This is a genomic window from Variovorax sp. YR266, from assembly GCF_900107295.1.
Taxonomy (GTDB): Bacteria; Pseudomonadota; Gammaproteobacteria; order Burkholderiales; family Burkholderiaceae_C; genus Variovorax.
The window spans coordinates 460,509-486,782 of the sequence record NZ_FNPM01000002.1; the positions used below are offsets into that span (position 1 = coordinate 460,509).

Sequence of the window (26,274 nt, forward strand, 5' to 3'; positions counted from 1 at the left end):
TGCAAAACTACCTAAGCGGGATGTTGCAAAAAGTAAGGCCCGGCTAAACTTCGGGGATGAAATTCGTGCACTGGCTGGTACTGGGATGTGTCGTTGCGCTGCCGCTTTCGGCAAGCGCGCAATGGCAATGGCTCGACAAGAACGGCAAGAAGGTCTTCAGCGATCAGGCGCCACCGCCCGATGTGCCCGAGAAGAACATCCTGCGCCGCGTGGGCCCGCCGCCAGCGGCGCGCTCCACTGCGAACCCCAACGTCGATGCGCCGCCCGCTGAAGGTACGCCGGCCGAGGCAACTGCACCGGCCAAGACGGCGGGTACGCCGAAGCCGACTGGTGTCGACAAGGAACTCGAGGAAAAGACCAAGAAGGCCGAAGCCGAAGCAAAGGCCAAGGAAGCCGCAGAAGCCGCCAAGGTCGCAAAGGCCAAGGCCGACAACTGCGCTCTCGCACGCCAGGGCAAGGCCACCGTCGACAGCGGCATGCGCATTGCCAAGGTCAATTCGCAGGGCGAGCGCGAGATCATGGACGACGCTGCGCGCGCCGCCGAGCAGAAGCGCCTTCAGACGGTCATCAACAGCGACTGCAAGTAGCCCGGCAGCTCGAGCTCAGTAGCCGGCCTTGCCGCCCTTGCGGCGATTCGCGAACAGGCCGGTTCCCTTCGAGCCCTGGCGCTGGAAGCGCTCCCGGCGCGCCACCTTGGGGTCCGCCGCGAGAGGGCGGCACAGCTCGATGCGGTCGCCGTCCTTCAGGGGCTGGTCCCACTCGACAACCCTGCCCCAGATGCCCGGCGTCATCGCATGACGCCAATCCAGGTCCGGAAAACGCAGCGAAAGATCGCTGGCCCGCACCGCATCGGCCAGTGTTGTCTCGGGCAAGAGCTGCAGCACCTGCTCGAACACCTCGCGTGCCGCGGGCGAGCAGCTCAGCGTGACCTCGATGGTCATCAGGGTGCGCCGTAGACCTGCTCGGCGCGCTTGACGAAGGCTTCGACAAGACTGGAGGCGATGGTGTCGAACACCGGTCCGACCAGCGCCTGCAGGGCGAAATTGCTGAAGCCGTAGCTCATGTGCAGCTCGACGCGGCAGGCGCGCTCGCCCTGCTCGCCCACGGGCACGAACTTCCACTTGCCGTCGAGGTTGGAGAACGGCCCGTCGACCAGCTTCAGCTGCACCTCGCGCCCCGGAACATGGGTGTTGCGGGTGGTAAAGCTCTGGTGCAAACCGGCAAAGGCCAAGCCGACTTCGGCCGTCATGCCGGCCTCGTCCTGCTCGATGATGCGGGCCTTGTCGCACCAGGGAAGAAACTGCGGATACCTCGCCACATCGGTGACGAGCGCATACATCTCTTCGGCGCTGTACCAGATGAGGACGGACTTGTTGACTGTTTTCATAGAATCGACACAGCGTGCGCGACGGATTGTATTGAAGCCATGCAGCCCCCACATTCCCGAGTCATGGCCACAAAGAAACAAGATACCTCCTCCCGCATCGCCGACAACAAGAAGGCCGCGTACAACTATTTCTTCGAAGAACGCTTCGAGGCCGGCATGGTCCTCGAAGGCTGGGAAGTCAAATCGCTGCGCGAAGGCAAGGTGCAGCTCACCGACGGCTACGTGGTGATCCGCAATGGCGAACTGTTCGTCGTGGGTTGCCAGATCAACCCGCTCAAGAGCGCATCCACCCACGTCAACCCCGATTCGGTCCGTACCAAGAAGCTGCTGCTGAAGAAGGACGAAATCCGTCGCCTGATCGGCAAAGTCGAGCAAAAGGGCTACACGCTGGTGCCGCTCAACCTGCACTGGAAGGCCGGCAAGGTGAAGTGCGAGATCGCGCTCGCCAAGGGCAAGGCCGAACACGACAAGCGCGACACCATCAAGGACCGCGAAGGCAAGCGCGAAGTCGAGCGCGCAATGAAGAACCGCAGCCGCTGAATCTTTTTTTGCGGGCAATGGAATAAAAGACGGGCTGCGGGCGTTTGTGCGGTTGTCACCGGACCACAGGTGTCGCCACACACAACCCAGGAGTCTTTCCATGTCGCCTTTTCGCGCATCTTCCGCCGTATTGCTGAGCGCCGTTCTCGCGCTCCCCGCCTTCGCCCAGCCCAAGCCCGCCGACGGCGCGCTGGTCGGTGCGAACGGCATGACGCTCTACACCTTCGACAAGGACACGGCCGGCAACGGCAAGTCGGTCTGCAATGGCGGCTGTGCCACCAACTGGCCGCCCTTCATGGCCGCCGACAGCGACAAGCCGAGCGGCGACTTCACCATCGTCACCCGCGACGACGGCAAGAAGCAATGGGCCGCCAAAGGCTGGCCGCTGTACTACTGGGCCAAGGACACCAAGCCGGGCGACAAGACCGGCGACGGCGTCAACGGCACCTGGAAAACCGCCAAGCCCTGACCGATCGATCCACGCTCCATGGACGCCCGCCTGCTGGTCGAGCACATCCCGAGCCTGCGCCGCTATGCGCGGGCACTCACGGGCAATGCGTGGGCGGCCGACGACCTGGTGCAGGACACGCTGGAGCGCGCCTGCAGCAAATGGCGTCTGTGGGTGGTGGGCAGCGACCTGCGCGCGTGGCTCTTCACCGTCATGCACAACATCTTCGCGAGCCAGGTCCGCCGCACGCCACCACCCCATGCCGTGGTGCCGCTCGACGACCTGCCGCACGAACTGCAGGGCGGCGTCGATCCTGGTCGCGACCAGGGCACCAGCCTCGACCTGCAGCGCTGCCTGATGCAGTTGCCGGAGGAACAGCGCGCCGTGCTGCTGCTGGTGACGCTCGAAGACCTGTCGTATGCCGAAGTGGCCAAGGTGCTCGGCATCCCGGCCGGCACGGTGATGTCGCGCCTGTCGCGTGCCCGCGTCCGGCTGCAGGAACTGATGGACGGCGCATCGGCGCCCATTCGCCCCGGCCTGCGCCGCCTCAAATGAAACCCGCCGCACCATGAGCCACCCCGCCCCGCCCCCTACCGACGACGAGCTGCACGCCTGGGTCGATGGCCAGTTGGCCGCCGAACGCCATGGCGCGGTCGAGGAAGCCATTGCCAGCGATCCCGCCGTGGCCGCCAAGGTCGCTGCCTGGCACACGCAGCGCGATGCCTTGCGCCGGCTGCATGGCGAACTGCTCGACGAACCGGTTCCCGCGGCCCTGATGGGCGCACTCGATCGGCATCTGCCGCGAACGGCACGGCACGTCTCCTGGCTTCGCTGGGGCGGCATGGCGGCAGGTCTGCTGATCGCCTTCGCTGCCGGCTGGCTCGGGAATGCCCAATGGTCCGCGCCGCGCGGCGGCACGCAACTGGCCAAGGTGCCGGCGGTGCGCGAATTCGTGCACGACGCCTCTGTCGCGCACGCCGTCTACGCACCCGAGAAAAGACATCCCGTCGAAGTGGCCGCCTCCGAGCAGCAGCACCTGGTCCAGTGGCTCTCCAGGCGCCTCGACAGGCCGCTGAAGGTGCCCGACCTCTCCACCCAGGGCTACACCCTGGTCGGCGGCCGCCTGCTGCCCGGGGAAACCGGCGCGCGTGCCCAGTTCATGTTCGAAGATGCGGCCGGCGAGCGCGTGACGCTCTACATCGGCACGCTGGACGCCAATGCCGCCGGAGCCACCGCCGCACGCGAAACCGCCTTCCGCTTCGCCTCCGAAGGGCCCGTGCCCAGCTTCTACTGGGTCGACCAGGGCTTCGGCTATGCCCTCGCCGGCAAGCTGCCGCGAGAAGTTCTGCTCAAACTTGCGACGCTGGCCTACCGCGATTTGTCGTAACGACCGCATAAACTGCCGGTCGCGCAATTACATTGCCCGGCTTTCCGTCACCTGGCTTGTTTTCGCGATTTTTCAACTGAAGGAGAAACTGCATGAAATTGCTCAGCGCCTCGATCCTCGCGGCGGCCCTGCTCGCCGGCTGCGGCGGCATGTCCAACAAGACCGCCAGCGCCCCCGACACGCCCACCCGCACCGCCGACGGCGTGCTGGTCGGACCGAACGGGATGACGCTGTACACCTTCACCAAGGACACCGCCGGCTCCGGCACCTCCGCCTGCAACGCCCAGTGCGCCGCCAACTGGCCCGCGCTCGCCGTGGCCGACACCGCCAAGCCCATCGGCGGCTACACCATCATCATTCGCGAAGACGGCAAGCGCCAGTGGGCCTACAAGGGCTGGCCGCTGTACTACTGGGCGAAAGATGCCAAGCCCGGTGACAAGACCGGCGACGGCGTGGCAAACGGCGCCTGGAAAGTCGCTCGTCCCTGATCCATCAAGGATCTGACGCAAGAACGCCGGCGCCTGCCGGCGTTTTCTTTTATCGGCTTTTCCCGGCGTTTCCCGGTGTAGAGGCCGCACCACCCACGGCAGAATCCCCGCATGAGCCCTGACGCCAATCCGGATGCGTTCCTCGCCCTGCTGACCCAGGGCCTGATCAGCGACGCACAGCACGACGCCGCGCGCGCCCACCCCGAAACCGCCGCCCTTCCCCCGCTCCCGAGCCCGGCCCATGCGCTGGCCTGGATGCGCGTACGCGGCCTGGTCACCGAGGAAGAACAGAACGCGGCGCTCGACAAGATCGGCGACGACGCCCCGCACGCCGACGACGCGGCGGATACCGCCATCGATGCCGACGACCTCATCGAGTTGGCCGGGCAAGGCATCACGCACGAGGCAATCGAGGTGCTCTTCAGGGACAGCCTCATCGACGCCGAGACGCGCGACATGGCGCTGACGGAAACGCCGGTCGTGGGCACCGTGGCTGCGTCACCCGTGGCCACGCTGGCCTGGCTGGCAACCGAAGGCCCGCTCGAAAAGGAACGCTTCGACGCCCTGCGCGCCCAGGTCGCCGCCGAGCCGGCCTTTGCCATGGCCGCCGAGCGCACGCGCATCGTGAACGAGGCACAGGCCCTGATCGAGGCCGACGAGCAGGCCATCAAGGCATGGCAGGCTCGCGCGCAACGCAGCCGCCGCATCGGCGCGTGGAAGTTCATCCTGGCCGTGGCGGTGATCGGCGGCGGCCTCGGCTGGTACCTGTTCGCCCCGGCGAGCGTGCCCGCCTGCGACGCCGCCTCTACGCGCAAGACACTCGACAGCCTCATGCGCCGCGTGACCATGGACGTGCGCATGCGCCACCTCGACCCGAACGCCGGCACCGTGATCGAAACGCCCTCCGTCGGCAGCATGCGCGAAGTCGGCTACCGCAAGCCGGAGCGCGTGCGAGGCTGCGTGGCGGTCATGACGCGGGGCGACAGCAAGGAACCCATGGCGTACACCATCGGTCCCACGGAGCCGAAGAGCGACGAGATGGTGGTGCGCGGCGCGGACGTAGCCATCGTCGAGGCACGCTTCGGGCACCTCGACGCCGATGGCAGGCCGCTCTACAACGCCGAGCCCATCGGCCGCGAGGCGATGGAAAAAGCCTTCCGCGAAGGCGCGGCGCCGCTGAGCGCGGCACGATCGGCTTCGGCCATGCGCATGCGTCCGCGCACCGACTCGGGCCTGGTGCGCAAGGACCCGAACCGCTCGCGAGAAATCGCCGAGATCGAGCCCACGGGCCCCTGCCGCAAGCTGGACGATGGCATGGGCCACACCTGCCCGCTGGTCATCGAATACAACGACAGCCTGCTGGGCGCCCTCTCAGGCAGCGACACCTCATTGCCCGTGACCGGAGAATTCACCTTCGTGGAAGACAACGGCAACTGGCGCGTCAGCGACGACTTTCCGAAGACCTTCGTGCGCAAGGTGCTCGAAGCGCGGCTGAGCAGCATGGGCGTCACCGACGCAGCCATGCCGCAGTAGGCAGAAGCGCCAGTCGATCAGTGCGCGCCCGGCACCGCGGTGTCGGCGACCGTGGTGCGCCGACCGCGCAGCGCCAGCAGTTCGTTGAACACCAGCGCGCCAATGACCAGCGCCCCGCCGGTCAGTACGCTCGCTGCGGGCTGCTCGCCCGCACCGATCCAGGCCAGCGCGATGCCGAAAATGACTTCCAGCAAGGCCAGCAACGCGACTTCAGGCGCCTTCAGCACCTGGGCGCACAACACCGACAGAACGCAGGGAATGGCGAGCTGGAACACGCCCAGAAAGGCCAGCAGTCCAAGGTCATGCGCGCTGGCCTGGAACGGCCATGCAAAGGGCAGCGTGAAGAGCGCCGTGAGCACCGCGCCGATGAGCACCGCAGGCACCAGATCCACCTTGTGGCCCTTCGCCTGCGCGTGCTGAACCACGGTCCAGTTGGCCGCGCCCGCCAGCGGCACGCACAGCGCGAGCAGCGTGCCGGCCAGCGATCCGCCCCCGCCCTGCATGAGCTGCGTGCCGTACATCCAGCCGATGCCCGCACCCGCGACCACGATGGCCAGCCAGGTGCGCGCGGGCAGCTTATGGCCGATGAAGAAGCGCGCCGCCAGCGCCGTGAGCAGCGGCCCGAGCGACATGGTGACGAGTACGCTGGCCGTCGAAGCCAGCGTGAGCGCGACCATGAAGGCCGTGAACATCACGGCCCAGCACACGCCCGAGATCCAGAGTTCGCGCCCGCCGCGGCGCAGTTGCGAGAACACGGCGCGGCCCCGCCAAAGCGGCAAGATCACCAGCAGCGCCAGCGTCGTGAAGAGGCTGCGCCAGAAGGTGATCTCGAAACTGTGCGCCTGCGCCAGGTGGCGGGTGACGACGCCCGCCGTGCCCCACATCAGGGTCACGACGACCATCAGCCAGACGGCGCCGCCGTGCGTCAGGCGCATGGCAAATCGACGGAGTCGATCAGCCTTGCGACGTATCGCGGCCGGCGCGCTTGCGCTCGTGTTCCTTCAGGTAGCGCTTGCGCAGGCGCACGCTCTTGGGCGTGATTTCGACCAGCTCGTCGTCCTCGATGAATTCCACGCCGTATTCGAGCGTGAGTTCGATCGGGGGCGTGATCTTGATCGCGTCTTCCTTGCCCGAGACGCGGAAGTTCGTCAGCTGCTTGGTGCGCGTGGCGTTCACCACCAGGTCGTTGTCGCGGCTGTGGATGCCGACGATCATGCCTTCGTACACCGGATCGTTCGCCTTCACGAACATGCGGCCGCGGTCGTCCAGCTTGCCCAGGGCGTAGGTGAAGATTTCACCGTCGTCCATGGAGATCAGCACGCCGTTCTTGCGGCTGCCGATGTCGCCCTTGTGCGGCTCGTAGCTGTCGAAGATGTTGCTGATGAGGCCCGAGCCACGCGTCAGGTTCAGGAATTCGTTCGTGAAGCCGATCAGGCCACGCGCCGGAATGCGGTATTCGAGGCGCACGCGGCCACGGCCGTCCGGTTCCATGTTGACGAGTTCGCCCTTGCGCTCGCCCAGTGCCTGCATCACGCCGCCCTGGTGCTGGTCTTCGATGTCGGCCGTCACCAGTTCGATCGGCTCGTGCTTCTCGCCGTTGACGGTGCGGAACACCACGCGCGGCTTCGACACGGCCATTTCATAGCCTTCGCGACGCATGTTTTCCAGCAGGATGGTCAGGTGCAGTTCGCCGCGACCCATCACTTCGAAGATGCCTTCTTCGTCGGTTTCGTTCACGCGCAGCGCAACGTTGTGCTGCAGTTCTTTCTGCAGGCGGTCCCAGATCTGGCGGCTGGTGACGAACTTGCCTTCGCGGCCGGCCAGCGGGCTGGTGTTGACGCAGAAGTTCATCGTCAGGGTCGGTTCGTCGACCTTGAGCATCGGCAACGGCGCGGGGTTCGCGGGGTCGGTCACGGTAACGCCGATACCGATGTCGGTGATGCCGTTGATCAGCACGATCTCGCCCGGGCCGGCTTCAGTGGCCTGCACGCGGTCCAGGCCCTGGAAAGTCAGCACCTGGTTGACGCGGCCCTTGATGGCCTTGCCGTCCGGGCCTTCCATCACCACCACGTCCATCATCGGCTTCAGGGTGCCCTGGCTGATGCGGCCCACGCCGATGCGACCGACGAAGGTCGAGAAGTCGAGCGCGGAAATCTGCAGCTGCAGCGGCGCGGCGGGATCACCCTTTTGCGCCGGCACGTGCTTCAGGATGGTGTTGAACAGGGCCGACATGTCGGGGCCCCACTGCTCGCCCTGCGCGCCTTCTTCCAGCGACGACCAGCCGTTGATGCCCGAGGCGTACACCACGGGGAAGTCCAGCTGTTCGTCGGTCGCGCCGAGCTTGTCGAACAGGTCGAAGGCGGCGTTGACCACCTTGTCGGGGTTGGCGCCCGGCTTGTCGACCTTGTTCACCACGAGGATGGGCTTCAGGCCGAGGGCCAGCGCCTTCTTGGTCACGAAGCGCGTCTGCGGCATCGGGCCTTCCTGCGCGTCGATCAGCAGCACCACGCCGTCGACCATCGACAGCGCGCGTTCCACTTCACCGCCGAAGTCCGCGTGGCCCGGGGTGTCGACGATGTTGATGTGCGTGCCTTCCCAGGTCACGGCGCAGTTCTTGGCCAGGATCGTGATGCCACGTTCCTTTTCGATGGCGTTGTTGTCCATCACCGTGTCGACCACTTTCTCGTGCTCGGCGAAGGTGCCGGACTGGCGCAGCAATTGGTCGACCATCGTGGTCTTGCCATGGTCCACGTGGGCAATGATGGCGATATTGCGAATTTGCTTGGTACTCATGGTGTCGCTTCGGTCTGTTGTGCGTTCAAAAGAATTTGCTGGATTTCGATGGGGTTCAGCAAGCGCCCCGGGATCAATTCGCCGGCCGTTACATGGGCTGTGCCCAGGAACGCCTGCGGGTCGGAGCCGAACACGGCCACCTCATCGGCATCGGCCCAGCCGCCACGGCGGCGCAGGCCCGAAAGAAAACGTGCCGCATCTTCCGCGCCGAGCGTGACGCGGCTGTGGCCGCCCACCAGGGCTTCGGCAGGCAGGAGTTGTGCCAGGCGTTCTTCCTCGTCCATGGCTTCGAGCGCTTCGAGCGTGATGCACTGGGCCTCGACGAAGCCGCCCGTGGCGGTCCGGCGCAGCGAGCTCAGGTGTGCACCGCAGCCAAGCGCCTCGCCGATGTCTTCGCCGAGGGTGCGGATGTAGGTGCCCTTGCTGACGGAGGCGAGGATGCGGATGACGTCGTCGCCGATCGCGCCGAGTTCGAGCTTGTGGATCACTACGTCACGCGGCGCCCGCTCGACTTCGACGCCTTCACGCGCGTATTCGTACAGCGCCTTGCCGTCCTTCTTGAGCGCGCTGTGCATCGGGGGCACCTGGCGGATCGGGCCGGTGAACTGTGCCTCGACGCGCGCCAGGTCTTCAGGCGTGACGTGCACCGGCCGCTCGGCGATCACTTCGCCCTCGGCATCGCCGGTCGCGGTCTTGATGCCCAGGCGAGCCGTGGCCTCGTAAGTCTTGTCGGCATCGAGGTGCAACTGGCTGAACTTGGTCGCCGCGCCAAAACAAAGCGGCAGGACTCCCGTCGCGAGCGGATCGAGCGTGCCGGTGTGGCCTGCTTTTTCCGCGCGCAGCAACCACTTGGCCTTTTGCAAGGCCTGGTTGCTGGAGAGTCCCAGCGGCTTGTCGAGCAACAACACCCCATGCACAGGGCGCCGCTGCACCCTTGTGCGTGGCGCGTTCATGGCTAGTCGTCTTTCGAGCGCGAAGCGACGGCTTGCGCGATGAGCGCGTTCATGTCGGCCGCACGCTCGGTGGTGCGGTCGAACAGGAAGTGCAGCGTGGGCACGGTGTGGATGTGCAGGCGCTTGAACAGGCCGTTGCGCAGGAAGCCCGCGGCCTGGTTCAGCGCCTCGGTCGTCTCGGCCACGTCGCCCGTGAGCAGGCTGAAGAAAATCTTCGCGTGCGCATAGTCGGGCGTGACCTCGACGGCCTGGATCGTGACCATGCCCACGCGCGGATCCTTCAACTCGCGCGCGATCAGCTCCGTCAGATCGCGCTGGATCTGATCGGCGACCTTGAATGCGCGGTTGGGGGCGGCGGCTTTTCTCTTCGGCATGGACTTTCTCGCATGGAACGCTTACAGCGTCCGGGCGATTTCCTTGATCTCGAAGAATTCGAGCTGATCGCCCTCTTTGATGTCGTTGTAGTTCTTGAGCTTGATACCGCACTCAAAACCTTCGCGGACTTCGCGCACATCGTCCTTCATGCGCTTGATCGAGTCGATTTCGCCCGTATAGACCACCACGTTGTCGCGCAGCAGGCGGAAATGCGCAGTGCGGTTGACCGAGCCCGAGGTGATGTAGGAACCTGCAACGGTACCGATCTTCGAGGCCACGAACACCGTGCGGATTTCGGCCGAGCCGATGATTTCTTCGCGGCGCTCCGGTGCCAGCATGCCCGACATCGCGACCTTGATCTCGTCCACGGCGTCGTAAATGATGCTGTAGTAGTTCAGCTGCACGCCGTTGTTCTCGGCCAGCTTGCGCGCACCGGCATCGGCACGCACGTTGAAGCCGATCACGACCGCCTTGGAGGCGATGGCGAGGTTGATGTCGCTTTCGCTGATACCACCCACGCCGGCGTACACCACCTGCACCTTGACTTCGTCCGTCGCCAGCTTGAGCAGCGATTGCGCCAGAGCTTCCTGCGAGCCCTGAACATCGGCCTTGATGATGATGCGCAGCGTCTGCACTTCGCCCGCCGACAGGTCGGTGAACATGTTCTGCAGGTTCGCGGCCTGGGCCTTCGCCAGCTTGGTGTTGCGGAACTTGCCGGCACGGTAGGTAGCGATTTCGCGCGCACGGCGCTCATCGCTCATCACCATGAACTCGTCGCCCGCTTGCGGCACTTCGGTCAGACCCTGGATTTCGACCGGGATCGACGGGCCTGCGGTCTTGGTCGACTTGCCGTCTTCGTCCAGCATGGCACGCACGCGACCATAGGTCGAGCCAGCCAGCACCACGTCGCCGGTCTTGAGCGTACCGGACTGAACCAGCACGGTAGCAACCGGGCCGCGGCCCTTGTCGAGCTGGGCTTCGATGACCAGGCCCTTGGCGGCGGCATCCACCGGCGCCTTGAGTTCCAGCACTTCGGCCTGCAGCAGCACCTGTTCGAGCAGGTCGTCGATGCCCTGGCCCGTCTTGGCGGACACCGGCACGAACGGCACGTCGCCGCCGTACTCTTCGGGCACGACCTCTTCGGCCACCAGTTCCTGCTTCACGCGGTCCAGGTTGGCGTCGGGCTTGTCCACCTTGTTGATGGCAACCACGATCGGCACACCAGCCGCCTTCGCGTGCTTGATGGCTTCCTTGGTTTGGGGCATGACGCCGTCGTCGGCCGCCACCACCAGGATCACGATGTCGGTAGCTTGCGCACCGCGAGCACGCATGGCCGTGAAGGCCTCGTGACCCGGGGTGTCGAGGAACGACACCATGCCGCGATCGGTTTCCACATGGTAGGCACCGATGTGCTGCGTGATGCCGCCGGCTTCGCCCGCAGCGACCTTGGCGCGGCGGATGTAGTCGAGCAGCGAGGTCTTGCCATGGTCGACGTGACCCATGACGGTCACGACCGGCGCGCGCGGCAAGGCTTCGGCGGTTTGCGCCGACACGTCCTCGTCGGTGAAGGCTTCCGGGTCGTCAAGCGCGGCAACCACCGCGTTGTGACCCATTTCCTCCACCAGGATCATTGCGGTGTCCTGGTCGAGCGACTGGTTGATGGTCGCCATCTGGCCGAGCTTCATCAGTTGCTTGATGACCTCTTGCGCCTTGACGGCCATCTTGTGCGCGAGCTCGGACACCGTGATGGTTTCGGGCACATGCACTTCGAGAATGCGCGCCTCGACCGGTGCGGCCGGCGCATGTTGCTCGTCGTGACCGCCGCGGTCGTTGCCACGGCGACCGCGCGGGCCTCCGCGCCAGTTGCCGCGACCGACACCACCGCTGGCATCGCCGCGGGTCTTGATTTCCTTCTTCTTGGCAGGATCGCCAGCCCAGCTCGACGAGAGCTTGGCGGACTTGACTTCCTTGCCTGCGGCACCGGCAGCGCCGGGTGCAGCTGCTGCAGCGCCGGGCGCGGCAGGTGCGCCGGCACGCGCTGCGGGCGCGGTCGGCTTGTGCAGCGTTCCCTTGACCGCGGCCTTTTCGGGCTGCGGCTTCTCGGGTGCCTTGTGCGGCACCAGCACGCGGGCCGGTGCGTTCATCATGGCGCGGATGGCTTCGGCTTCGGCAAGGGCCTTGCGGCGACGCTCGTCGAGATCCTTGGCGCGCGCGGCTTCTTCGTCGGCGCGGGCCTTCGATTCGGCGGCGGCCTTGGCCTTCGCGTCTTCCTTGGCCTGCGTCGCAGCAGTTTGCGCGGCGAGCTTGGTATCGGCAGCCTTCTGCTCTGCAGCAGCGGCGGCGGCCGTCACGGCGGGCGCGGGGGCAGCCGCCGGCTTGGTGGCCGTGGTGCTGTCCTTTGCGCTCGCGGCGGCAGCAGCTGCTGCGGCAGCGGCCTTCTTCTCGGCGGTTTCGGCGGCGACACGTGCGGCTTCCTGCTCGGCCTTCTCAGCCTTTTCGGCCTGCTCGCGTTCGCGAGCTTCGGCTTCTTCGCGCAGGCGGCGCTTTTCAGCCAGCTCTTCTTCCTGGCGGCGGATCAGCTCGGCCTGGCGGCGCGCTTCTTCCTCGCGGCGGGCCAGTTCGGCTTCGTCGATGCGGGGAGCGGCGGGCGCGGCGGCAGGTGCCTCGGCCACTTGCTGCGCCGTCTCGGGCGTGGCGGGATGGCCGTCTTCGCGCTGGATGAAGGTGCGCTTCTTGCGCACCTCGACCTGGATGGTGCGGGCGCGGCCGGTGGCGTCGGCCTGCTTGATCTCGCTAGTCGACTTCTTGGTCAGCGTGATCTTCTTGCGCTCGGGCTCGACCGTGCCGTGGCTGGCCTTCAGGTGGCCGAGCAGGCGCTGCTTGTCAGCCTCGGTGAGCGCATCGGTGGCGGCCGCTTTGGGCACACCTGCGCTCTTGAGCTGGTCAAGCAAGGTTTCGGGAGTCTTCTTGAGCTCGTTCGCGAACTCGGCGACAGTGGTACTGGACATATTGGTTTCGTGCCTCCATGACCGTCACTCTTGGCCGGCGAACCAGTGTTCGCGGGCTTTCAAGATGAGGGCTTTGGCGTCATCGGCGCTTTGGCCGGTGATCTCGGTGAGTTCATCGACCGCGAGGTCGGCAAGATCGTCACGGGTGTTCACACCCGCTTCGGTCAGCTTGGGAATCAGCTCGGGGTCCAGGCCTTCGAGGTCGTGCAGGTCTTGCGACACCGTCGACTGGGCCTCGACGCCCTCTTCCTTGGCGATTTCCATGGTCAGCAGCGCATCCTTGGCACGCGAGCGCAGCTCATTGATGGTGTCTTCGTCGAAGGCCTCGATTTCCAGCATTTCGGAAATTGGCACATAGGCCACTTCTTCGAGGCTGTTGAAGCCTTCCGAAATGAGGATGTCGGCGATTTCCTCGTCGACGTCGAGCTTTTCCATGAAGAGCTTGCGGCTGGCGTCCGTTTCGGTCGCCTGCTTCTGGGCCGACTCGTTGGCGTCCATGATGTTGATCTTCCAGCCGGTGAGGTCGGAAGCCAGGCGCACGTTCTGGCCGCCGCGGCCGATGGCGATGGCGAGGTTTTCCTCGTCGACCACCACGTCCATGGCGTGCTTTTCTTCGTCCACCACGATCGACGACACGTTGGCCGGGGCCAGCGCACCGATCACGAACTGGGCCGGGTCTTCGCTCCACAGCACGATGTCCACGCGCTCGCCGGCGAGCTCGTTGGTCACGGCGTTGACACGGGTGCCGCGCACGCCGACGCAGGTGCCGATGGGGTCGACGCGCTTGTCGTGCGATAGCACGGCGATCTTGGCGCGCGAACCCGGGTCACGGGCGCAGCTCTTGATTTCGAGCAGGCCTTGCTCGATTTCGGGCACTTCCTGGCGGAACAGCTCGATCATGAACTCGGGGGCCGAGCGCGACAGGATGATCGGCGCGCCGCGCAGCGTCAGGTCAACCTCCATGATCATGGCGCGCACGCGGTCACCGTTGCGCAGGTTTTCCTTGGCGATCATTTCGCTGCGGCGCAGGCGCCCTTCGACACGGCCGGCCTCGACGATGATGTCGCCCTTGTCCAGGCGCTTGACGGTGCCCACGAAGATCTTGTCGCCGCGCGACATGAAGTCGTTGAGCAGCATCTCGCGCTCGGCGTCGCGGATCTTCTGCAGGATGACCTGCTTGGCAGCCATGGCGCCGATGCGGCCGATCGGCACCGAGTCCACCGCTTCTTCGATGTACTCGCCGACTTCGATGTCCGACATTTCTTCCTTGGCTTCGAACAGGAGGATTTCCTGGTCGGGCAGCTGCAGGCCGGCCTCGTCGGGCACGACGTGCCAGCGGCGGAAGGTTTCGTAGTCGCCGCTGTCGCGATCGACCGCGACGCGAATGTCCACGTCGCCCTGATGGAGCTTCTTGGTGGCTTGCGCCAGAGCGGACTCGACCGCACCGAAGACCACGTCACGCTCGACGTTCTTCTCGCGCGAGATCGCATCCACCAACATCAACATTTCGCGATTCATGCCACCACTCCTCTAGTCAGTCCGGAACCTGCGTTCCGTCGTCAATATCCGAAAAACCCGGTTGGGTTTTGGCCTTGCGGCCCTTGAAATCCACAATAGGCGCGAGCCGCGCCTCGCGCAGCTCGTCCAGCACGAAACCCAGCGCCTGCAGCGTTGCAGGCGCGCGCTTCTTGCTCACTTTTTGACCCGGCTTGGGCTCCGGCGCGTCGCTCCAGACGATTTGCCAGCCCTGGGCGCCGACAGCGCCCTCAACCAGTGCAACACGCTCCAGCGTGCCGCGAAACTTCTTGCGAGTGGCCGACACCTGGCCCGCCGCCGCAGCGCCCATTGGCGCCTTGAGCGTGATGTCGATCACCTCGCCCACGAAACGCTCGAAATCCTGCTCATTGCGCAGCGGACGGTCAATACCGGGCGAGGACACCTCGAGCCGCTTGTAATCGACACCATCGACCTCGAGCGCAAATTGCAATTGGCGCGTTACCTTCTCGCAGTCTTCGACCGTCACGAAGGGCTCTGGCACGCCAGCAGCCGCATCTTCCAAGGTGGGGGCCGCCCAGGGCAAATCAATCGTCACGCGCAGCAATCCCCCGGCCGAGCGTTCGATCTCGACCAGGTCATAGCCGAGACCGGCCACGGTTTGTTCCACTATTTGCTGCAATGCCACGTGTTCGAAGGTGCCTTTTAAATACTGGGTTCATGCCATCCGCCCGCCACGGATGCCAGATCGCCATGAATGCTCAGAATGCATAGACCAAAAAAAACGGGCGGTTGGTACCCGCCCGTTTGGTCGTGAGCCTCGAATTATATGCTATTTGTGTAATAAATGAAGGGGCTTCGAGGCTCAGCCACCTATTGATTGGCGCGATTTGAACCAAACCAATGCGAATAGCACCGCGCCGAGTGCCAATGCCGCCGCCGCGACCAGCAACGGCAGCTGAAAAGACCCCGTCCGCTGGGCCAGTGGCGCCGCAAACAGCGGCCCGACGATCTGCCCCACTCCATAGGATGCCGTCGCGTAGCCGATCAGCCCGGCAGCCGCATTGCCGCGCAGCCGGCGCGCATCCCGCATGGCAAAAAGAGTGATCGCGGTAAACGGCATGCCCAGCAGCAGGCTTCCGAGCGCGAATCCGGCAATGCTCGGCCATGCCACCGACAGCACGACGCCCAGCGCCTGCAACGCGTAGGCGCAAGCCAGCAGCAGCCGGTTGTCCCAATGCGTCGGCGCGCGGGCTCCGATCAGCGCGCCCGGGATAATAGCCAGCCCGAAAAGCGGCCAGAAGAAGTCCGGCCAGGACGATCCCGGCAGCGCCTGCCGGGCGATCACCGGCAGGAAGGTGGCGGTAATGATGTAACCGAAGCCCGCCAGCCCATAGAGCGCGACCAGCCAGATCGCGTCGCTGCGATCGGCCGGCCCGGCCACGCGAACCGCCGCAGCAGGCGCCGGAGCGGCACCGCCACCTGCGGATGCCCGCTCGCCGTCGTCGAACACCCTCCAGATCACCGCGATCAGCACGACCGCCAGGATGCCAAGGCCGATCCACCCCGCCTCGGAACCCCAGCGCCCAAGCGCACCACCGAGCAGGCCCGTCATCGCGATGCCGATTCCCGGCCCGGTGTAGATCACGCCGGCCAGCGTCGGCGCGTTCGTCTCCGCCAGCCGGCGCAGGCCCCAGCCTGAAGCGAAGACGAAGACCCAGGCGCTCATCACGCCTGCCGCCGTGCGCAGCACGCCCCAGCTCGTGAAGCTGTGCAGCAAGCCCATGCCGATCAGCAGAGCGGCCGTGGCCACCAGTCCGCCCCGCACCATGCTCGACGCCTTGATGCCGATGGCGGCACAGCTCACCGCACCGAGGAAGTACCCCAGGTAGTTGAGCGACGCCAGAACCCCGCCCGCCGCCAGCTCCAGCTTTCCCTCGTGCAGCATGATGGGCAGCATGGGTGTGAAGGCAAAGCGCCCCAGGCCCATCGCCACTGCGAGGGTGACCATGCAGGCCAGCGCCGCGCGCCAGGCTCCGCGCCGGTCGCGTCCGATTTCCGACATTTCTTGCAGTCTCCGTTTATTCCAGCAGCGCGGCGGCCACCAGCTTCTTTGTATAGGGGTGCTCGGGCGCGTCGAGCACGCGCTCGACCGACCCTGTTTCGAGAATGGCCCCGTCCTTCATCACGATGACGTGGTGCGCCATCGCCCGGATCACCTCGACGTCGTGCGTGATCAGCAGATAGCTCAGCCCCCGCTCGCGCTGCAGGCGCTGCAGCAGGCTCAGCACCTGCTTCTGGATCGTCACGTCCAGCGCGCTGGTGGGCTCGTCGAGCACCAGCAGCTGTGGGTCGACGATCAGCGCGCGGGCAATCGCCAGGCGCTGCCGCTGACCGCCCGAAAACTCGTGTGGATAGCGGTCGAGCAGCGATGGAAACTGGGCCTCCGTCAGCCCGACATCGGCCAGCGCGACGAGTGCACGGGCACGGCGCGCCGCGGTATCGAGTTCGGGCGCGTGCACGCGCAGCCCCTCGCCCACGATCTGCTCCACAGTCATGCGCGGCGACAGCGACGAGAACGGGTCCTGGAACACCACCTGCATCACGCGTCGCAGGCCGAGATCGGAGGCGCGGTCGACCGCCCAGCCCTTGCCCGTGACCGTCAGCGCGCCCTGGTGCTTCAGCAGCCCCAGCGCCGCCAGCGCCAGCGTCGACTTGCCCGAACCCGACTCACCGACCACGCCGAGCGTCTCGCCCGGCACGATGCGGAAATCTGCGCCCTGCACTGCTACGAATTCGCCCTTGCGGAACCAGCCGGCGAAGCCCGGCTTCGGCACGGGATAGATCACGCGCAGGGCCTTGGCCTCGATCACTGGCGCCGCGTCGGCGCGCGCAGCGACGGCCGCCACGTTGCGCTCCGGATGACTGTCGATCAGCTTGCGCGTGTAGGGATGCTGCGGAGCGTCAAACACAGGCGCCACCGCGCCATGCTCGACGATGTGGCCGTTCTCCATGACCACCACGCGATCGGCAAAACGCCGCACCAGGTTCAGGTCGTGCGTGATGAGGAGCACCGCCATGCCGTACTTGCGCTGCAAGTCGGCCAGCAATTCGAGGATCTGCGCGCGCACGGTCACGTCGAGCGCGGTGGTGGGCTCGTCGGCCAGCAGCAGGCGCGGCTTGCAGGCAAGCGCCATCGCGATCATCGCGCGCTGGCGCTGGCCGCCCGAGAGCTGGTGCGGAAACGCCCTCGCCCGTCGCGCCGGCTCCGGGATGCCGGTGTCAGCCAGCAGCTGGACAGCCGCCGCCTGCGCGGCCCGGGCCGACAGCCCTTCGTGCAGTTCGAGCACCTCGGCGATCTGGTCGCCGACGCTGTAGAGCGCATTCAGTGCAGTCATCGGCTCCTGGAAGATCATCGCGATCTCCTTGCCGCGGATGCCGCGCAATTCGCGCTCGGGAATCGACAACAGGTCGCGCGCGCCCTGCGAGCGCTCCCCGCCGAAAAGCCGGGCAGTGCCGGACAGATCGGCGTTCTGCACCAGCCGCAGCAGCGACAGCGCAGTGACCGTCTTGCCCGAGCCCGACTCGCCGACGAGCGCGAGCTTTTCGCCAGCGGCCATCTGGAAGTCGATGCCGTGCACGACCTCCTTGCCGCTGAATGCGACGCGCAGGCCCTTTACGTCGAGCAGGGGCTGGTTGGGTTGTTGTGAATCGCTCATCACTTGTCTGCCTTGCGCGGATCGAGCGCATCGCGCAGCGCGTCGCCCATGAAAGTCAGCAGCATCAGCGTGACGACCAACACGACGAAAGTGGACAGCGAGATCCACCAGGCGTCGATGTTGCCCTTGCCCTGGCTCAGCAGCTCACCGAGCGACGGTGTGCCTGGCGGCACGCCAAGGCCGAGAAAGTCCAGAGAGGTCAGCGCCAGAATGGCCGCGCTCATGCGGAACGGCAGAAAGGTGACGACCGGCACCATGCTGTTGGGCAGGATGTGGCGCCACATGATCTGCAGATTGCCCACACCGAGCGCCCGCGCCGCACGCACGTAGTCCATCTGCCGGTTGCGCAGGAACTCGGCGCGCACGTAGTCCGACAACCCCATCCAGCCGAACAGGCTCAGCAGGATCAGAAGCAGCGCCACGCTGGGCGTGAAGATCGCACTGAAGATGATCAGCAGGTACAGCTCGGGCATCGCTCCCCAGATCTCGATCAGCCGCTGGAAGGTCAGGTCGATCTTTCCGCCGAAGAAGCCCTGCACCGCACCGGTCGCGATACCAAGCACCACCCCTATTACCGTGAGCGCCAGCGCGAACAGCACGCTCACGCGAAAGCCGTAGATCAGCTGGGCCAGCAGGTCGCGGCCCCGCTCATCGGTGCCGAGCAGGTTCTCGCTCGAAGGGGCCGCGGGGTTCGGAGGCTTCGAGAAATAGTTGAGCGTGGCCGGGCCATAGCGGTTGGGCGCGTAGATCGCCCAGTTGTCGCCCTGGGTGATGCGCTGCTCGATGAACGGATCGAGGTAGTCGGCCGGCGTCTCGAAGTCGCCGCCGAAGGTCTTCTCGGAATAGTCCCGCAGCACCGGGAAATAGGTCTTGCCTTCGTAGAGCACCACGAGCGGCTTGTCGGTGGAAAGCACGTCGGCGAAAAGGCTCAGCACCACCAGCGCCGAGAAGATCAACAGGCTCCAGAATCCCAGCGGATTGCGGCGAAAACGGCGCCAGGCGCGGCGGCCGGGGCTCACGGACACGACAGGCGCTTTAGTCAAACTTCACCCTCGGATCGACCCAGACATAGCAAAGATCGGAGATGAGCTTGGTCACCAGACCGATCAGCGTGAACAGATAGAGCGTGCCCAGAAACACCGGGTAGTCGCGCCGCAGCACGCTTTCGTAGCTGAGCAGGCCCATCCCGTCGAGCGAGAACAGCGTCTCGATCAGCAGCGCGCCCGAGAAGAAGGCGCCGATAAAGGCCGTCGGAAAGCCCGTGATGATCGGAATCAGCGCGTTGCGGAACACGTGCTTCCAGAGCACCTGGCGCTCGGCCAGTCCCTTGGCACGCGCCGTCAGCACGTACTGCTTGCGGATCTCTTCGAGGAAGGAGTTCTTGGTGAGCATCGCGGTGATCGCGAAACTGCCGAGCACCATCGCCGTCACCGGCAAGGTGATGTGCCACAGGTAGTCGACGATGCGCGCGCCCCAGCTCAGCGACTCCCAATTCGGCGAAGTCAGCCCGCGCAGCGGAAACCATTGCAGCTGGCCGCCGAAGATCACCAGTAGCGCCACGCCCAGTACGAAGCCCGGAATGGCGTAGCCAACGAGCACCAGCAGCGTCGTCAGAAAGTCGAAGCGCGAACCGGCGCGAACCGCTTTCGCAACGCCGAGCGGCACCGCTATCAGGTAGCTGATGAAGAAGGTCCAGAGCCCCAGGCTGATCGAGACCGGCAGCTTCTCCTTGATGAGCTGCCACACGTCCTTGCTCTGGAAGAAGCTCTTGCCCAGGTCGAAGCGCGCGAACTGCTTGAGCATCTGCCAGAAGCGCTCGGGTGCCGGCTTGTCGAAGCCGTAGAGGGCCTTGATCTCCGCCACCTGCTTGGCGTCGAGGGAGCGCCCCGTGGGGCCGCCCGAGAGGCGGTTTTCCTTGTTGGTCAGTTGCGACAGCAACTGCTCGGCCGGACCGCCCGGAACGAATTGAACGATGGCGAAATTGATCAGCAGCACCCCGAACAGCGTGGGAATGATCAGCAGAAGGCGTCGGAGCAGGTAGGCGGCCATGCGGTCTGTCTGTGTCTGTCGTCTACTTCGCTGCCGGGTCGATCCACCACGTCGTCAGCATCGCCGAGCCGGCGAGAAGACGTTGCGGCAATGGCGCTTCGGGGCGGCGCAGCTTGCGCTTGTGGGCAATGAAATATTGCTTGCCGTAGTACATCGGGATCACGTAATGCTGGTGGAGCAAGTAACGGTCCAGCAGCCGCGCGCCTGCTGCGAGCGACTTGCGGTCCGGGCTGTTGACGATCACTTCGAGAATCTCGTCGATCACCGGATCGCTGATGCCGCTGAGGTTCTGGCTCCCCTTTTCGTTGGCCGATTTCGAGCCGAAATCGTCGTACAGCTCGTTGCCCGGACTCGATGAGCCACCCGCGATGTTGATGACCATGTCGAAGTCGAGATCGTCCTGTTTCTTCTTTATCAGGCTCGGGTCGCGCAAGCGATAGTCCAGCGCGATTCCCAGCTTGGCGAGGTTGCGCGCGTAAGGCGCCAGCACCACGCCCGAACTGCGGTCCGGAATGTCGAAGTTGATGACGAAAGGCGTGCCATCCTTGTCGCGCAAGACACCATCCCTGTATGTCCAGCCCGCCTCTTTGAGCAGTTCCTGCGCGCGGACCAGGTTGCGCCGCAGGCCTTCGGAGGTGTCTCCGCTGCTGGCGGGGCGCGGTAGTTCGCCCTTCGTGTTGTCGATGTATCGCTGCCTGTTCTTGAGGTGCTCGATCAGCACTTGCTCCTCGGGGCTGATCTCGGGCTGGGCCATGAGGTCATCGCTGTTCTGGAAGTAGCTCATCGTGCGGGCCCTGCGTCCGTAGAAGAGATGCTGGTTGAGCCAGTCGAAATCGAAGGCCAGCGCCAATGCCTGTCGCACGCGCATGTCCTGGAAGCGAGGCTGCCGCAGGTTGGGCGAGAGGCCCTGCATGCCGGTGAAGCGGCGGTGCGAAATCTCTTCCTTGACCAGCTCCCCGGAATCGAAGCGCCGCCCCTTGTAGCGGCGCACCCAGGCGATGATCGAACGCTCTTCCATCGCGTCGAGCGAGCCGGCCTTGAGAGACTCTTCCTCTCCGAGTGCGTCCTTGAAGTATTGGTACGAAACCTCGCCGAAATTGAACATCCCCTTGCGCACCGGAAGATCGGCGGCCCAGTAGTCCGGCCGCCGGCGGTACGAGATGTACTTCCCGAAGTCGACCTTGTCCACCACGTACGGCCCGCTGGCTATGGGCGGCTCGCTCACGATCTGGTCGAAGGGCTTGCCCTTGCCCCAGGCACTCGAGAAAACCGGCAGCTGGCCGATGATCATGTGCAGCTCGGAGTTCTGGCGCTTGAAGTCGAAGCGGATCGTGCGCTCCCCCACCACCACGGCGCCCTTGATGTCAACCCAGTACGAGCGGAAGGTCGGCCCTGCCTGCTTGCTCATCAGGGTGTCGAAGGAGTACTTCACGTCCTTCGCGAGCACCGGGGAGCCATCGGAGAACTTGGCTTTCGGGTTCAGGCGGAAAGTGACGCTCAGGCGGTCTGCGGCAAGCTGCACGTCTTCGGCCAGCATGCCGTAGTTGGAGAAGGGCTCGTCTTCGCTCGGCGTCATCAGCGAATCGAAGATCAGGCCGTACTCGGAGAACACAAAACCATTGGCGCTGTAGCCCATGCCCTGCGGCGGCACGCCCCGCAGCGTGAAGGGGTTGAGCTTGTCGAAGGTTCCGCTGGCCGAGAGGATCAGCTCGCCGCCCTTGGGGGCATCGGGATTCACGTAGTCGAAATTCTTGAACGACGCCGGGTACTTCGGCTCGTAACCCATGCCCAGACCATGCGCTGCCCACGAGGGGAGCGCCAAGAGAGCCAACATCAGAAGCAGCCAACCTCGCATGCGAGAATTCTGCCCAAGATTTTCACGAGGCAACTTCATGGGCTTTCTTTCCGGCAAAAAACTGTTGATCACCGGTGTGTTGAGCAATCGCTCCATTGCTTATGGCATTGCCAAGGCCTGTCATGAACAGGGCGCGGAGCTCGCCTTCAGCTATGTCGGCGAGCGATTCAAGGACCGTATCACCGAATATGCCGCAGACTTTGGCTCGAAGCTGATTTTCGATTGCGACGTGGGCGACGACGCGCAGATCGACAAGCTCTTTGCAGACCTCTCGCAGACCTGGCCGAAGTTCGACGGCTTCGTGCACAGCATCGGCTTCGCACCGCGCGAGTCCATTGCGGGCGACTTCCTCGACGGGCTCTCGCGCGAAGGCTTCAAGATCGCGCACGACATCAGCGCGTACAGCTTTCCGGCCATGGCCAAGTCGGCGCTGCCCTACCTCAACGACAAGGCGGCCCTGCTCACGCTGACCTACCTGGGCGCCGAACGCGCGCTGCCCAACTACAACACCATGGGCCTGGCCAAGGCCTCGCTCGAAGCCTCGGTGCGCTACACCGCCGCCTCGCTCGGCCCGAAGGGCATGCGCGTGAACGGCATCAGTGCGGGCCCGATCAAGACGCTGGCAGCCAGCGGCATCAAGGGCTTCGGCAAGATGCTGGCGGCCGTGGCCGACGCCTCGCCCATCCGCCGCAACGTGACCATCGAGGAAGTCGGCAACGTGGCCGCCTTCCTGCTGAGCGACCTGGCCAGCGGCGTGACCGCCGAGATCACCTACGTGGACGGCGGCTTCAGCAACGTCGTCGGCGGGATGGCCGAGTAATCCTGCCATCGAGTCCCGACACGGCCACCAGATGGCCGTGCTGCGCTATTCATTTCATAGCATCGTGCTGAACCGACGCTCCCTCCTGCTTGCCGCTTTCGGCGCGGTCGCCGCGCCTGCCGCGTTCGCGCGCGAGGCGGCGCCCTCGCTGATGCTGGCCGACGTCTACCGCCCCGGCATGTCGCTGCACGACTACTGGGTCAGCGAGAAGTACGACGGCGTACGCGGCTACTGGGACGGCAAGCAGCTCTGGACACGCGGCGGCGAACGGATCGTGGCGCCGGCATGGTTCACCGCACCGCTGCCGAAGCAACCCCTCGATGGCGAACTGTGGGTGGGCCGCGGCCAGTTCACACGCGCCGTCTCCACGGTGCGCAGCCAGACGCCCAACGACATCGCCTGGCGCGAAATGCACTTCATGGTGTTCGACCTGCCCGCGCAGGGTGGCGACTTCACGACGCGCCTCGCCGTGCTGCGCAGACTGCTGCCGATTACCGACGCACCATGGGTCGTCGCGGTTCCGCAGGAACGCGCAACCACGCACGCCGCCTTGCAGGCGCTGCTCGACAAGACGGTAAAAATGGGCGGTGAGGGCCTGATGCTTCACCGCGGCAGCTCCCCGTACCGTGGGGAGCGGAACAGCGACCTGCTGAAGGTCAAGCCCTACGAAGACGCCGAAGCCCGCGTGGTCGAGCACGTGCCCGGCAAGGGCAAGCACAGTGGCCGGCTCGGCGCGCTGGTGGTCGAGACGGCCGACGGCAAACGCTTCAAGCTCGGCACCGGACTGACCGACGCCGAACGCGAGAACCCGCCCGCCGTCGGCAGCTGGGTGACCTACCGCTACAACGGCACCACCGCCAAGGGCCTGCCGCGATTCGCGCGCTTCATGCGGGTGCGCGAAGGTTAGGCCGGCCCGTCCAGCCGGCCTGCTTCCTTACTTCACTTCCCTGACGCAGTCCGCGTAGTAGCGCTTCTTGCCCGTCTCGTCGACGCGCGCAACCAGGCCGTGGATGTCGGTCTCGAAGCCCGGGCACTGCGTGTTGAACTCGCGCGAGAACTTGAGGTAGTCGACGATCTTCTTGTTGAACACCTCGCCCGGAATCAGCAGCGGAATGCCCGGCGGGTAAGGCGTGATCAGGCTGGTGGTGATGCGGCCTTCGAGCTCGTCGATTTCCACGCGCTCGGTCTTGCGGTGCGCGATGTGGGCGAAGGCGTCGCTGGGCTTCATCGCCGGCGTCAGGTCGCTCAGGTACATCTCGGTCGTGAGGCGGGCCACGTCGTAGCGCGCGTACAGCTGGTGGATGTGCTGGCACAGGTCGCGCAGGCCGAGGCGTTCGTAGCCCGGATGCTGCTGGCAGAACTCGGGCAGGATGCGCCACATCGGCTGGTTGCGCGCGTAGTCGTCCTTGAACTGCTGCAGCGCCGTCAGCAGCGTGTTCCAGCGGCCCTTGGTGATGCCGATGGTGAACATGATGAAGAAGCTGTAGAGCCCGGTCTTCTCCACGATCACGCCATGCTCGGCGAGGAACTTGGTCACCACGCTGGCCGGGATGCCAGTTTCAGCAAAGTTGCCTTCGAGGTCGAGACCCGGCGTGACGATGGTCGACTTGATCGGGTCGAGCATGTTGAAGCCGTCGGCCAGCTCGCCGAAGCCGTGCCAGTTGCGCGGAGACTTCTTGTTCTTGGGCTTGCCGTTCTTCTCGCCCTGCATGATCCAGTCGTCGGCGCGGCCGATGCCTTCTTCGACGAGTTTCTCGGGGCCCCAGACCTTGAACCACCACTCGTCCTTGCCGAACTCCGCCTCGACCTTGCGCATGGCGCGGCGAAAGTCGAGCGCTTCGAGGATGCTTTCTTCCACCAGCGCGGTGCCACCGGGCGGCTCCATCATGGCGGCAGCCACGTCGCAGCTCGCGATGATCGCGTACTGCGGGCTGGTCGACGAGTGCATCAGATAGGCCTCGTTGAAGAGGTCGCGGTCGAGCTGGCGATTCTGCGAGTCCTGCACCAGCACATGGCTGGCCTGGCTGATGCCGGCCAGCAGCTTGTGCGTCGACTGCGTGGCGAACACCAGCGATTCCTTCGGGCGCACGCGGCGCTTGCCCATCGCGTGATAGGCGCCATAGAACGGGTGGAAGGCCGCGTGCGGCAGCCACGCCTCGTCGAAGTGCAGCGTGTCGACGTAACCGTCGAGCATGTTCTTGATGGTCTCGGTGTTGTAGATCACGCCGTCGTAGGTCGACTGCGTGAGCGTCATCACGCGCGGCTTGACTTTGTCGGGGTCCACGTCGGCCAGCAGCGGGTTGGCCTTGATCTTGGCCTTGATGGCGCTCTGCTCGAACTCGCTCTTGGGAATGGGGCCGATGATGCCGAAGTGGTTGCGCGTGGGCTTCATGAACACCGGAATCGCGCCGGTCATGATGATCGCGTGCAGGATCGACTTGTGGCAGTTGCGGTCGACCACCACCACGTCGCCCGGCGCCACCGTGTGGTGCCACACCATCTTGTTGCTGGTGCTGGTGCCATTGGTCACGAAGAAGCAGTGGTCGGCGTTGAAGATGCGCGCCGCATTCCGCTCGCTGGCCGCCACCGGGCCGGTGTGGTCGAGCAGCTGGCCCAGTTCCTCAACTGCGTTGCAGACGTCGGCACGCAGCATGTTCTCGCCGAAGAACTGGTGGAACATCTGGCCCACCGGGCTCTTCAGGAACGCCACGCCGCCCGAGTGGCCCGGGCAGTGCCACGAATAGGAGCCGTCTTCCGCGTAGTCGATCAGCGCCTTGAAGAACGGCGGCTGCACGCCCTCGAGGTAGCTCTTGGCCTCGCGGATGATGTGGCGCGCCACGAATTCGGGGGTGTCCTCGAACATGTGGATGAAGCCGTGCAGCTCGCGCAGGATGTCGTTCGGGATGTGGCGCGAGGTCTTGGTCTCGCCGTAGATGTAGATCGGCACGTCGGCGTTCTTGCGCCGCACTTCGCCGATGAAGTTGCGCAGGTTCAGCACGGCCGGGTCGAGGTCGGGGCCGACCGTGAACTCCTCGTCGTCGATCGACAGGATGAACGCGCTGGCACGGCTTTGCTGCTGGGCGAACTGGCTCAGGTCGCCGTAGCTCGTGACGCCCAGCACCTCGAAGCCCTCGCTTTCGAAGGCCTGCGCGAGCGCGCGAATGCCGAGGCCCGAGGTGTTTTCGGAGCGGAAGTCCTCGTCAATGATGACGATGGGAAAGCGGAATTTCATGAGCGGGGCTCCGGGCAGGCTGACAGACAGGCAATAAGGCGAGGCGCGAAGTGTACGGAATTCGGATGACGAATCTGGTCAGGCTCGTGCAAGCCATTCGGGCCTGTCCGGCATGGTCCCTTTCGTCGGCTCGGGCGCAGTACCCCTACGCAGGGCAAGCGCTTGGAGCAGATGCATCAGAATGGCGCGCATC

24 protein-coding genes are annotated in these 26,274 nt (G+C 65.2%); 9 read left to right on the forward strand and 15 right to left on the reverse strand.

Going from position 1 to position 26,274, the window contains the following annotated elements; translation table 11 throughout:
* Positions 1-56 precede the first annotated feature (56 nt).
* Positions 57-587 carry a DUF4124 domain-containing protein gene (locus tag BLW48_RS07695; RefSeq protein WP_093074568.1) on the forward strand — a complete coding sequence of 177 codons (531 nt, stop codon included), beginning with the start codon at positions 57-59 and terminating at the stop codon, positions 585-587.
* Positions 588-602: 15 nt separating this feature from the next.
* Here the strand turns inward: BLW48_RS07695 and BLW48_RS07700 are convergent, their stop codons facing one another.
* Both BLW48_RS07700 and BLW48_RS07705 read right to left on the reverse strand, forming a co-directional pair.
* Positions 603-941 carry an RnfH family protein gene (locus tag BLW48_RS07700; RefSeq protein ID WP_093173854.1) on the reverse strand — a complete coding sequence of 113 codons (339 nt, stop codon included), beginning with the start codon at positions 939-941 and terminating at the stop codon, positions 603-605.
* Positions 941-1,387: a type II toxin-antitoxin system RatA family toxin gene (locus BLW48_RS07705; protein ID WP_093054780.1), complete on the reverse strand. Its 447-nt coding sequence runs from the start codon at positions 1,385-1,387 to the stop codon at positions 941-943. The genes BLW48_RS07700 and BLW48_RS07705 overlap by 1 nt, the downstream gene beginning before the upstream one ends.
* A gap of 63 nt (positions 1,388-1,450) precedes the next feature.
* Between BLW48_RS07705 and smpB the strand changes: the two genes are divergently transcribed.
* From smpB to BLW48_RS07735, 6 genes are all read left to right on the forward strand, one after another.
* A complete protein-coding gene (gene smpB, locus BLW48_RS07710; RefSeq protein ID WP_007832247.1) occupies positions 1,451-1,927 on the forward strand; it encodes an SsrA-binding protein SmpB in 477 nt (158 codons plus the stop codon).
* Between the two features lie 100 nt (positions 1,928-2,027).
* Positions 2,028-2,396 carry a COG4315 family predicted lipoprotein gene (locus BLW48_RS07715; protein ID WP_093054778.1) on the forward strand — a complete coding sequence of 123 codons (369 nt, stop codon included), beginning with the start codon at positions 2,028-2,030 and terminating at the stop codon, positions 2,394-2,396.
* A gap of 18 nt (positions 2,397-2,414) precedes the next feature.
* Positions 2,415-2,930: an RNA polymerase sigma factor gene (locus BLW48_RS07720; protein WP_093173856.1), complete on the forward strand. Its 516-nt coding sequence runs from the start codon at positions 2,415-2,417 to the stop codon at positions 2,928-2,930.
* Between the two features lie 13 nt (positions 2,931-2,943).
* Positions 2,944-3,762 carry an anti-sigma factor family protein gene (locus BLW48_RS07725; protein ID WP_093173858.1) on the forward strand — a complete coding sequence of 273 codons (819 nt, stop codon included), beginning with the start codon at positions 2,944-2,946 and terminating at the stop codon, positions 3,760-3,762.
* 92 nt (positions 3,763-3,854) lie between these two features.
* Positions 3,855-4,250, forward strand: coding sequence for a COG4315 family predicted lipoprotein (locus BLW48_RS07730; protein WP_093054772.1), 396 nt, complete (start codon positions 3,855-3,857; stop codon positions 4,248-4,250).
* Positions 4,251-4,361: 111 nt separating this feature from the next.
* Positions 4,362-5,783 (forward strand): hypothetical protein, encoded by a 1,422-nt coding sequence (locus BLW48_RS07735; RefSeq protein WP_093173860.1) that lies wholly within the window; start codon positions 4,362-4,364, stop codon positions 5,781-5,783.
* Between the two features lie 17 nt (positions 5,784-5,800).
* Here BLW48_RS07735 and BLW48_RS07740 read toward each other — a convergent pair whose 3' ends face one another.
* The 12 genes from BLW48_RS07740 to BLW48_RS07795 all read right to left on the reverse strand — a co-directional run bounded on the left by BLW48_RS07740 (position 5,801) and on the right by BLW48_RS07795 (position 21,960).
* The gene (locus BLW48_RS07740; protein WP_093173862.1) at positions 5,801-6,718 is read right to left on the reverse strand and encodes a DMT family transporter; all 918 of its coding nucleotides are present in this window, start codon (positions 6,716-6,718) and stop codon (positions 5,801-5,803) included.
* 19 nt (positions 6,719-6,737) lie between these two features.
* A complete protein-coding gene (typA, locus tag BLW48_RS07745) occupies positions 6,738-8,576 on the reverse strand; it encodes a translational GTPase TypA (RefSeq protein ID WP_093054766.1) in 1,839 nt (612 codons plus the stop codon).
* Positions 8,573-9,529 (reverse strand): tRNA pseudouridine(55) synthase TruB, encoded by a 957-nt coding sequence (truB, locus tag BLW48_RS07750; RefSeq protein WP_093173864.1) that lies wholly within the window; start codon positions 9,527-9,529, stop codon positions 8,573-8,575. Before truB ends, typA begins: the two co-directional genes overlap by 4 nt.
* Positions 9,530-9,531: 2 nt before the next feature.
* Entirely contained in the window at positions 9,532-9,903 is a 372-nt protein-coding gene (gene rbfA / locus BLW48_RS07755; protein ID WP_062479819.1) for a 30S ribosome-binding factor RbfA, read from the reverse strand.
* A 21-nt stretch (positions 9,904-9,924) separates the two neighbouring features.
* Positions 9,925-12,912 (reverse strand): translation initiation factor IF-2, encoded by a 2,988-nt coding sequence (infB, locus tag BLW48_RS07760; protein ID WP_093054762.1) that lies wholly within the window; start codon positions 12,910-12,912, stop codon positions 9,925-9,927.
* A gap of 24 nt (positions 12,913-12,936) precedes the next feature.
* Positions 12,937-14,430: a transcription termination factor NusA gene (gene nusA / locus BLW48_RS07765; RefSeq protein WP_093054760.1), complete on the reverse strand. Its 1,494-nt coding sequence runs from the start codon at positions 14,428-14,430 to the stop codon at positions 12,937-12,939.
* A gap of 16 nt (positions 14,431-14,446) precedes the next feature.
* On the reverse strand, positions 14,447-15,094 hold the full coding sequence (gene rimP / locus BLW48_RS07770; protein ID WP_093173866.1) for a ribosome maturation factor RimP: 648 nt from the start codon (positions 15,092-15,094) through the stop codon (positions 14,447-14,449).
* Positions 15,095-15,271: 177 nt separating this feature from the next.
* Positions 15,272-16,471 (reverse strand): YbfB/YjiJ family MFS transporter, encoded by a 1,200-nt coding sequence (locus BLW48_RS07775; protein WP_093173868.1) that lies wholly within the window; start codon positions 16,469-16,471, stop codon positions 15,272-15,274.
* A gap of 16 nt (positions 16,472-16,487) precedes the next feature.
* On the reverse strand, positions 16,488-18,125 hold the full coding sequence (locus BLW48_RS07780) for an ABC transporter ATP-binding protein (RefSeq protein ID WP_093173870.1): 1,638 nt from the start codon (positions 18,123-18,125) through the stop codon (positions 16,488-16,490).
* Positions 18,125-19,168 (reverse strand): ABC transporter permease, encoded by a 1,044-nt coding sequence (locus tag BLW48_RS07785; protein WP_093173872.1) that lies wholly within the window; start codon positions 19,166-19,168, stop codon positions 18,125-18,127. Before BLW48_RS07785 ends, BLW48_RS07780 begins: the two co-directional genes overlap by 1 nt.
* A complete protein-coding gene (locus tag BLW48_RS07790) occupies positions 19,161-20,174 on the reverse strand; it encodes a microcin C ABC transporter permease YejB (protein ID WP_093054750.1) in 1,014 nt (337 codons plus the stop codon). The genes BLW48_RS07785 and BLW48_RS07790 overlap by 8 nt, the downstream gene beginning before the upstream one ends.
* Positions 20,175-20,196: 22 nt before the next feature.
* Entirely contained in the window at positions 20,197-21,960 is a 1,764-nt protein-coding gene (locus BLW48_RS07795) for an extracellular solute-binding protein (RefSeq protein ID WP_256330732.1), read from the reverse strand.
* 106 nt (positions 21,961-22,066) lie between these two features.
* Between BLW48_RS07795 and fabI the strand changes: the two genes are divergently transcribed.
* Both fabI and BLW48_RS07805 read left to right on the forward strand, forming a co-directional pair.
* Positions 22,067-22,849 (forward strand): enoyl-ACP reductase FabI, encoded by a 783-nt coding sequence (gene fabI, locus BLW48_RS07800; RefSeq protein WP_007832278.1) that lies wholly within the window; start codon positions 22,067-22,069, stop codon positions 22,847-22,849.
* Between the two features lie 64 nt (positions 22,850-22,913).
* Positions 22,914-23,756 carry a DNA ligase gene (locus BLW48_RS07805; protein ID WP_093174160.1) on the forward strand — a complete coding sequence of 281 codons (843 nt, stop codon included), beginning with the start codon at positions 22,914-22,916 and terminating at the stop codon, positions 23,754-23,756.
* A 27-nt stretch (positions 23,757-23,783) separates the two neighbouring features.
* On the opposite strand, the gene BLW48_RS07810 is transcribed toward BLW48_RS07805, so the two are convergent.
* Positions 23,784-26,081: an arginine/lysine/ornithine decarboxylase gene (locus tag BLW48_RS07810; protein ID WP_093054744.1), complete on the reverse strand. Its 2,298-nt coding sequence runs from the start codon at positions 26,079-26,081 to the stop codon at positions 23,784-23,786.
* Positions 26,082-26,274 lie beyond the last annotated feature (193 nt).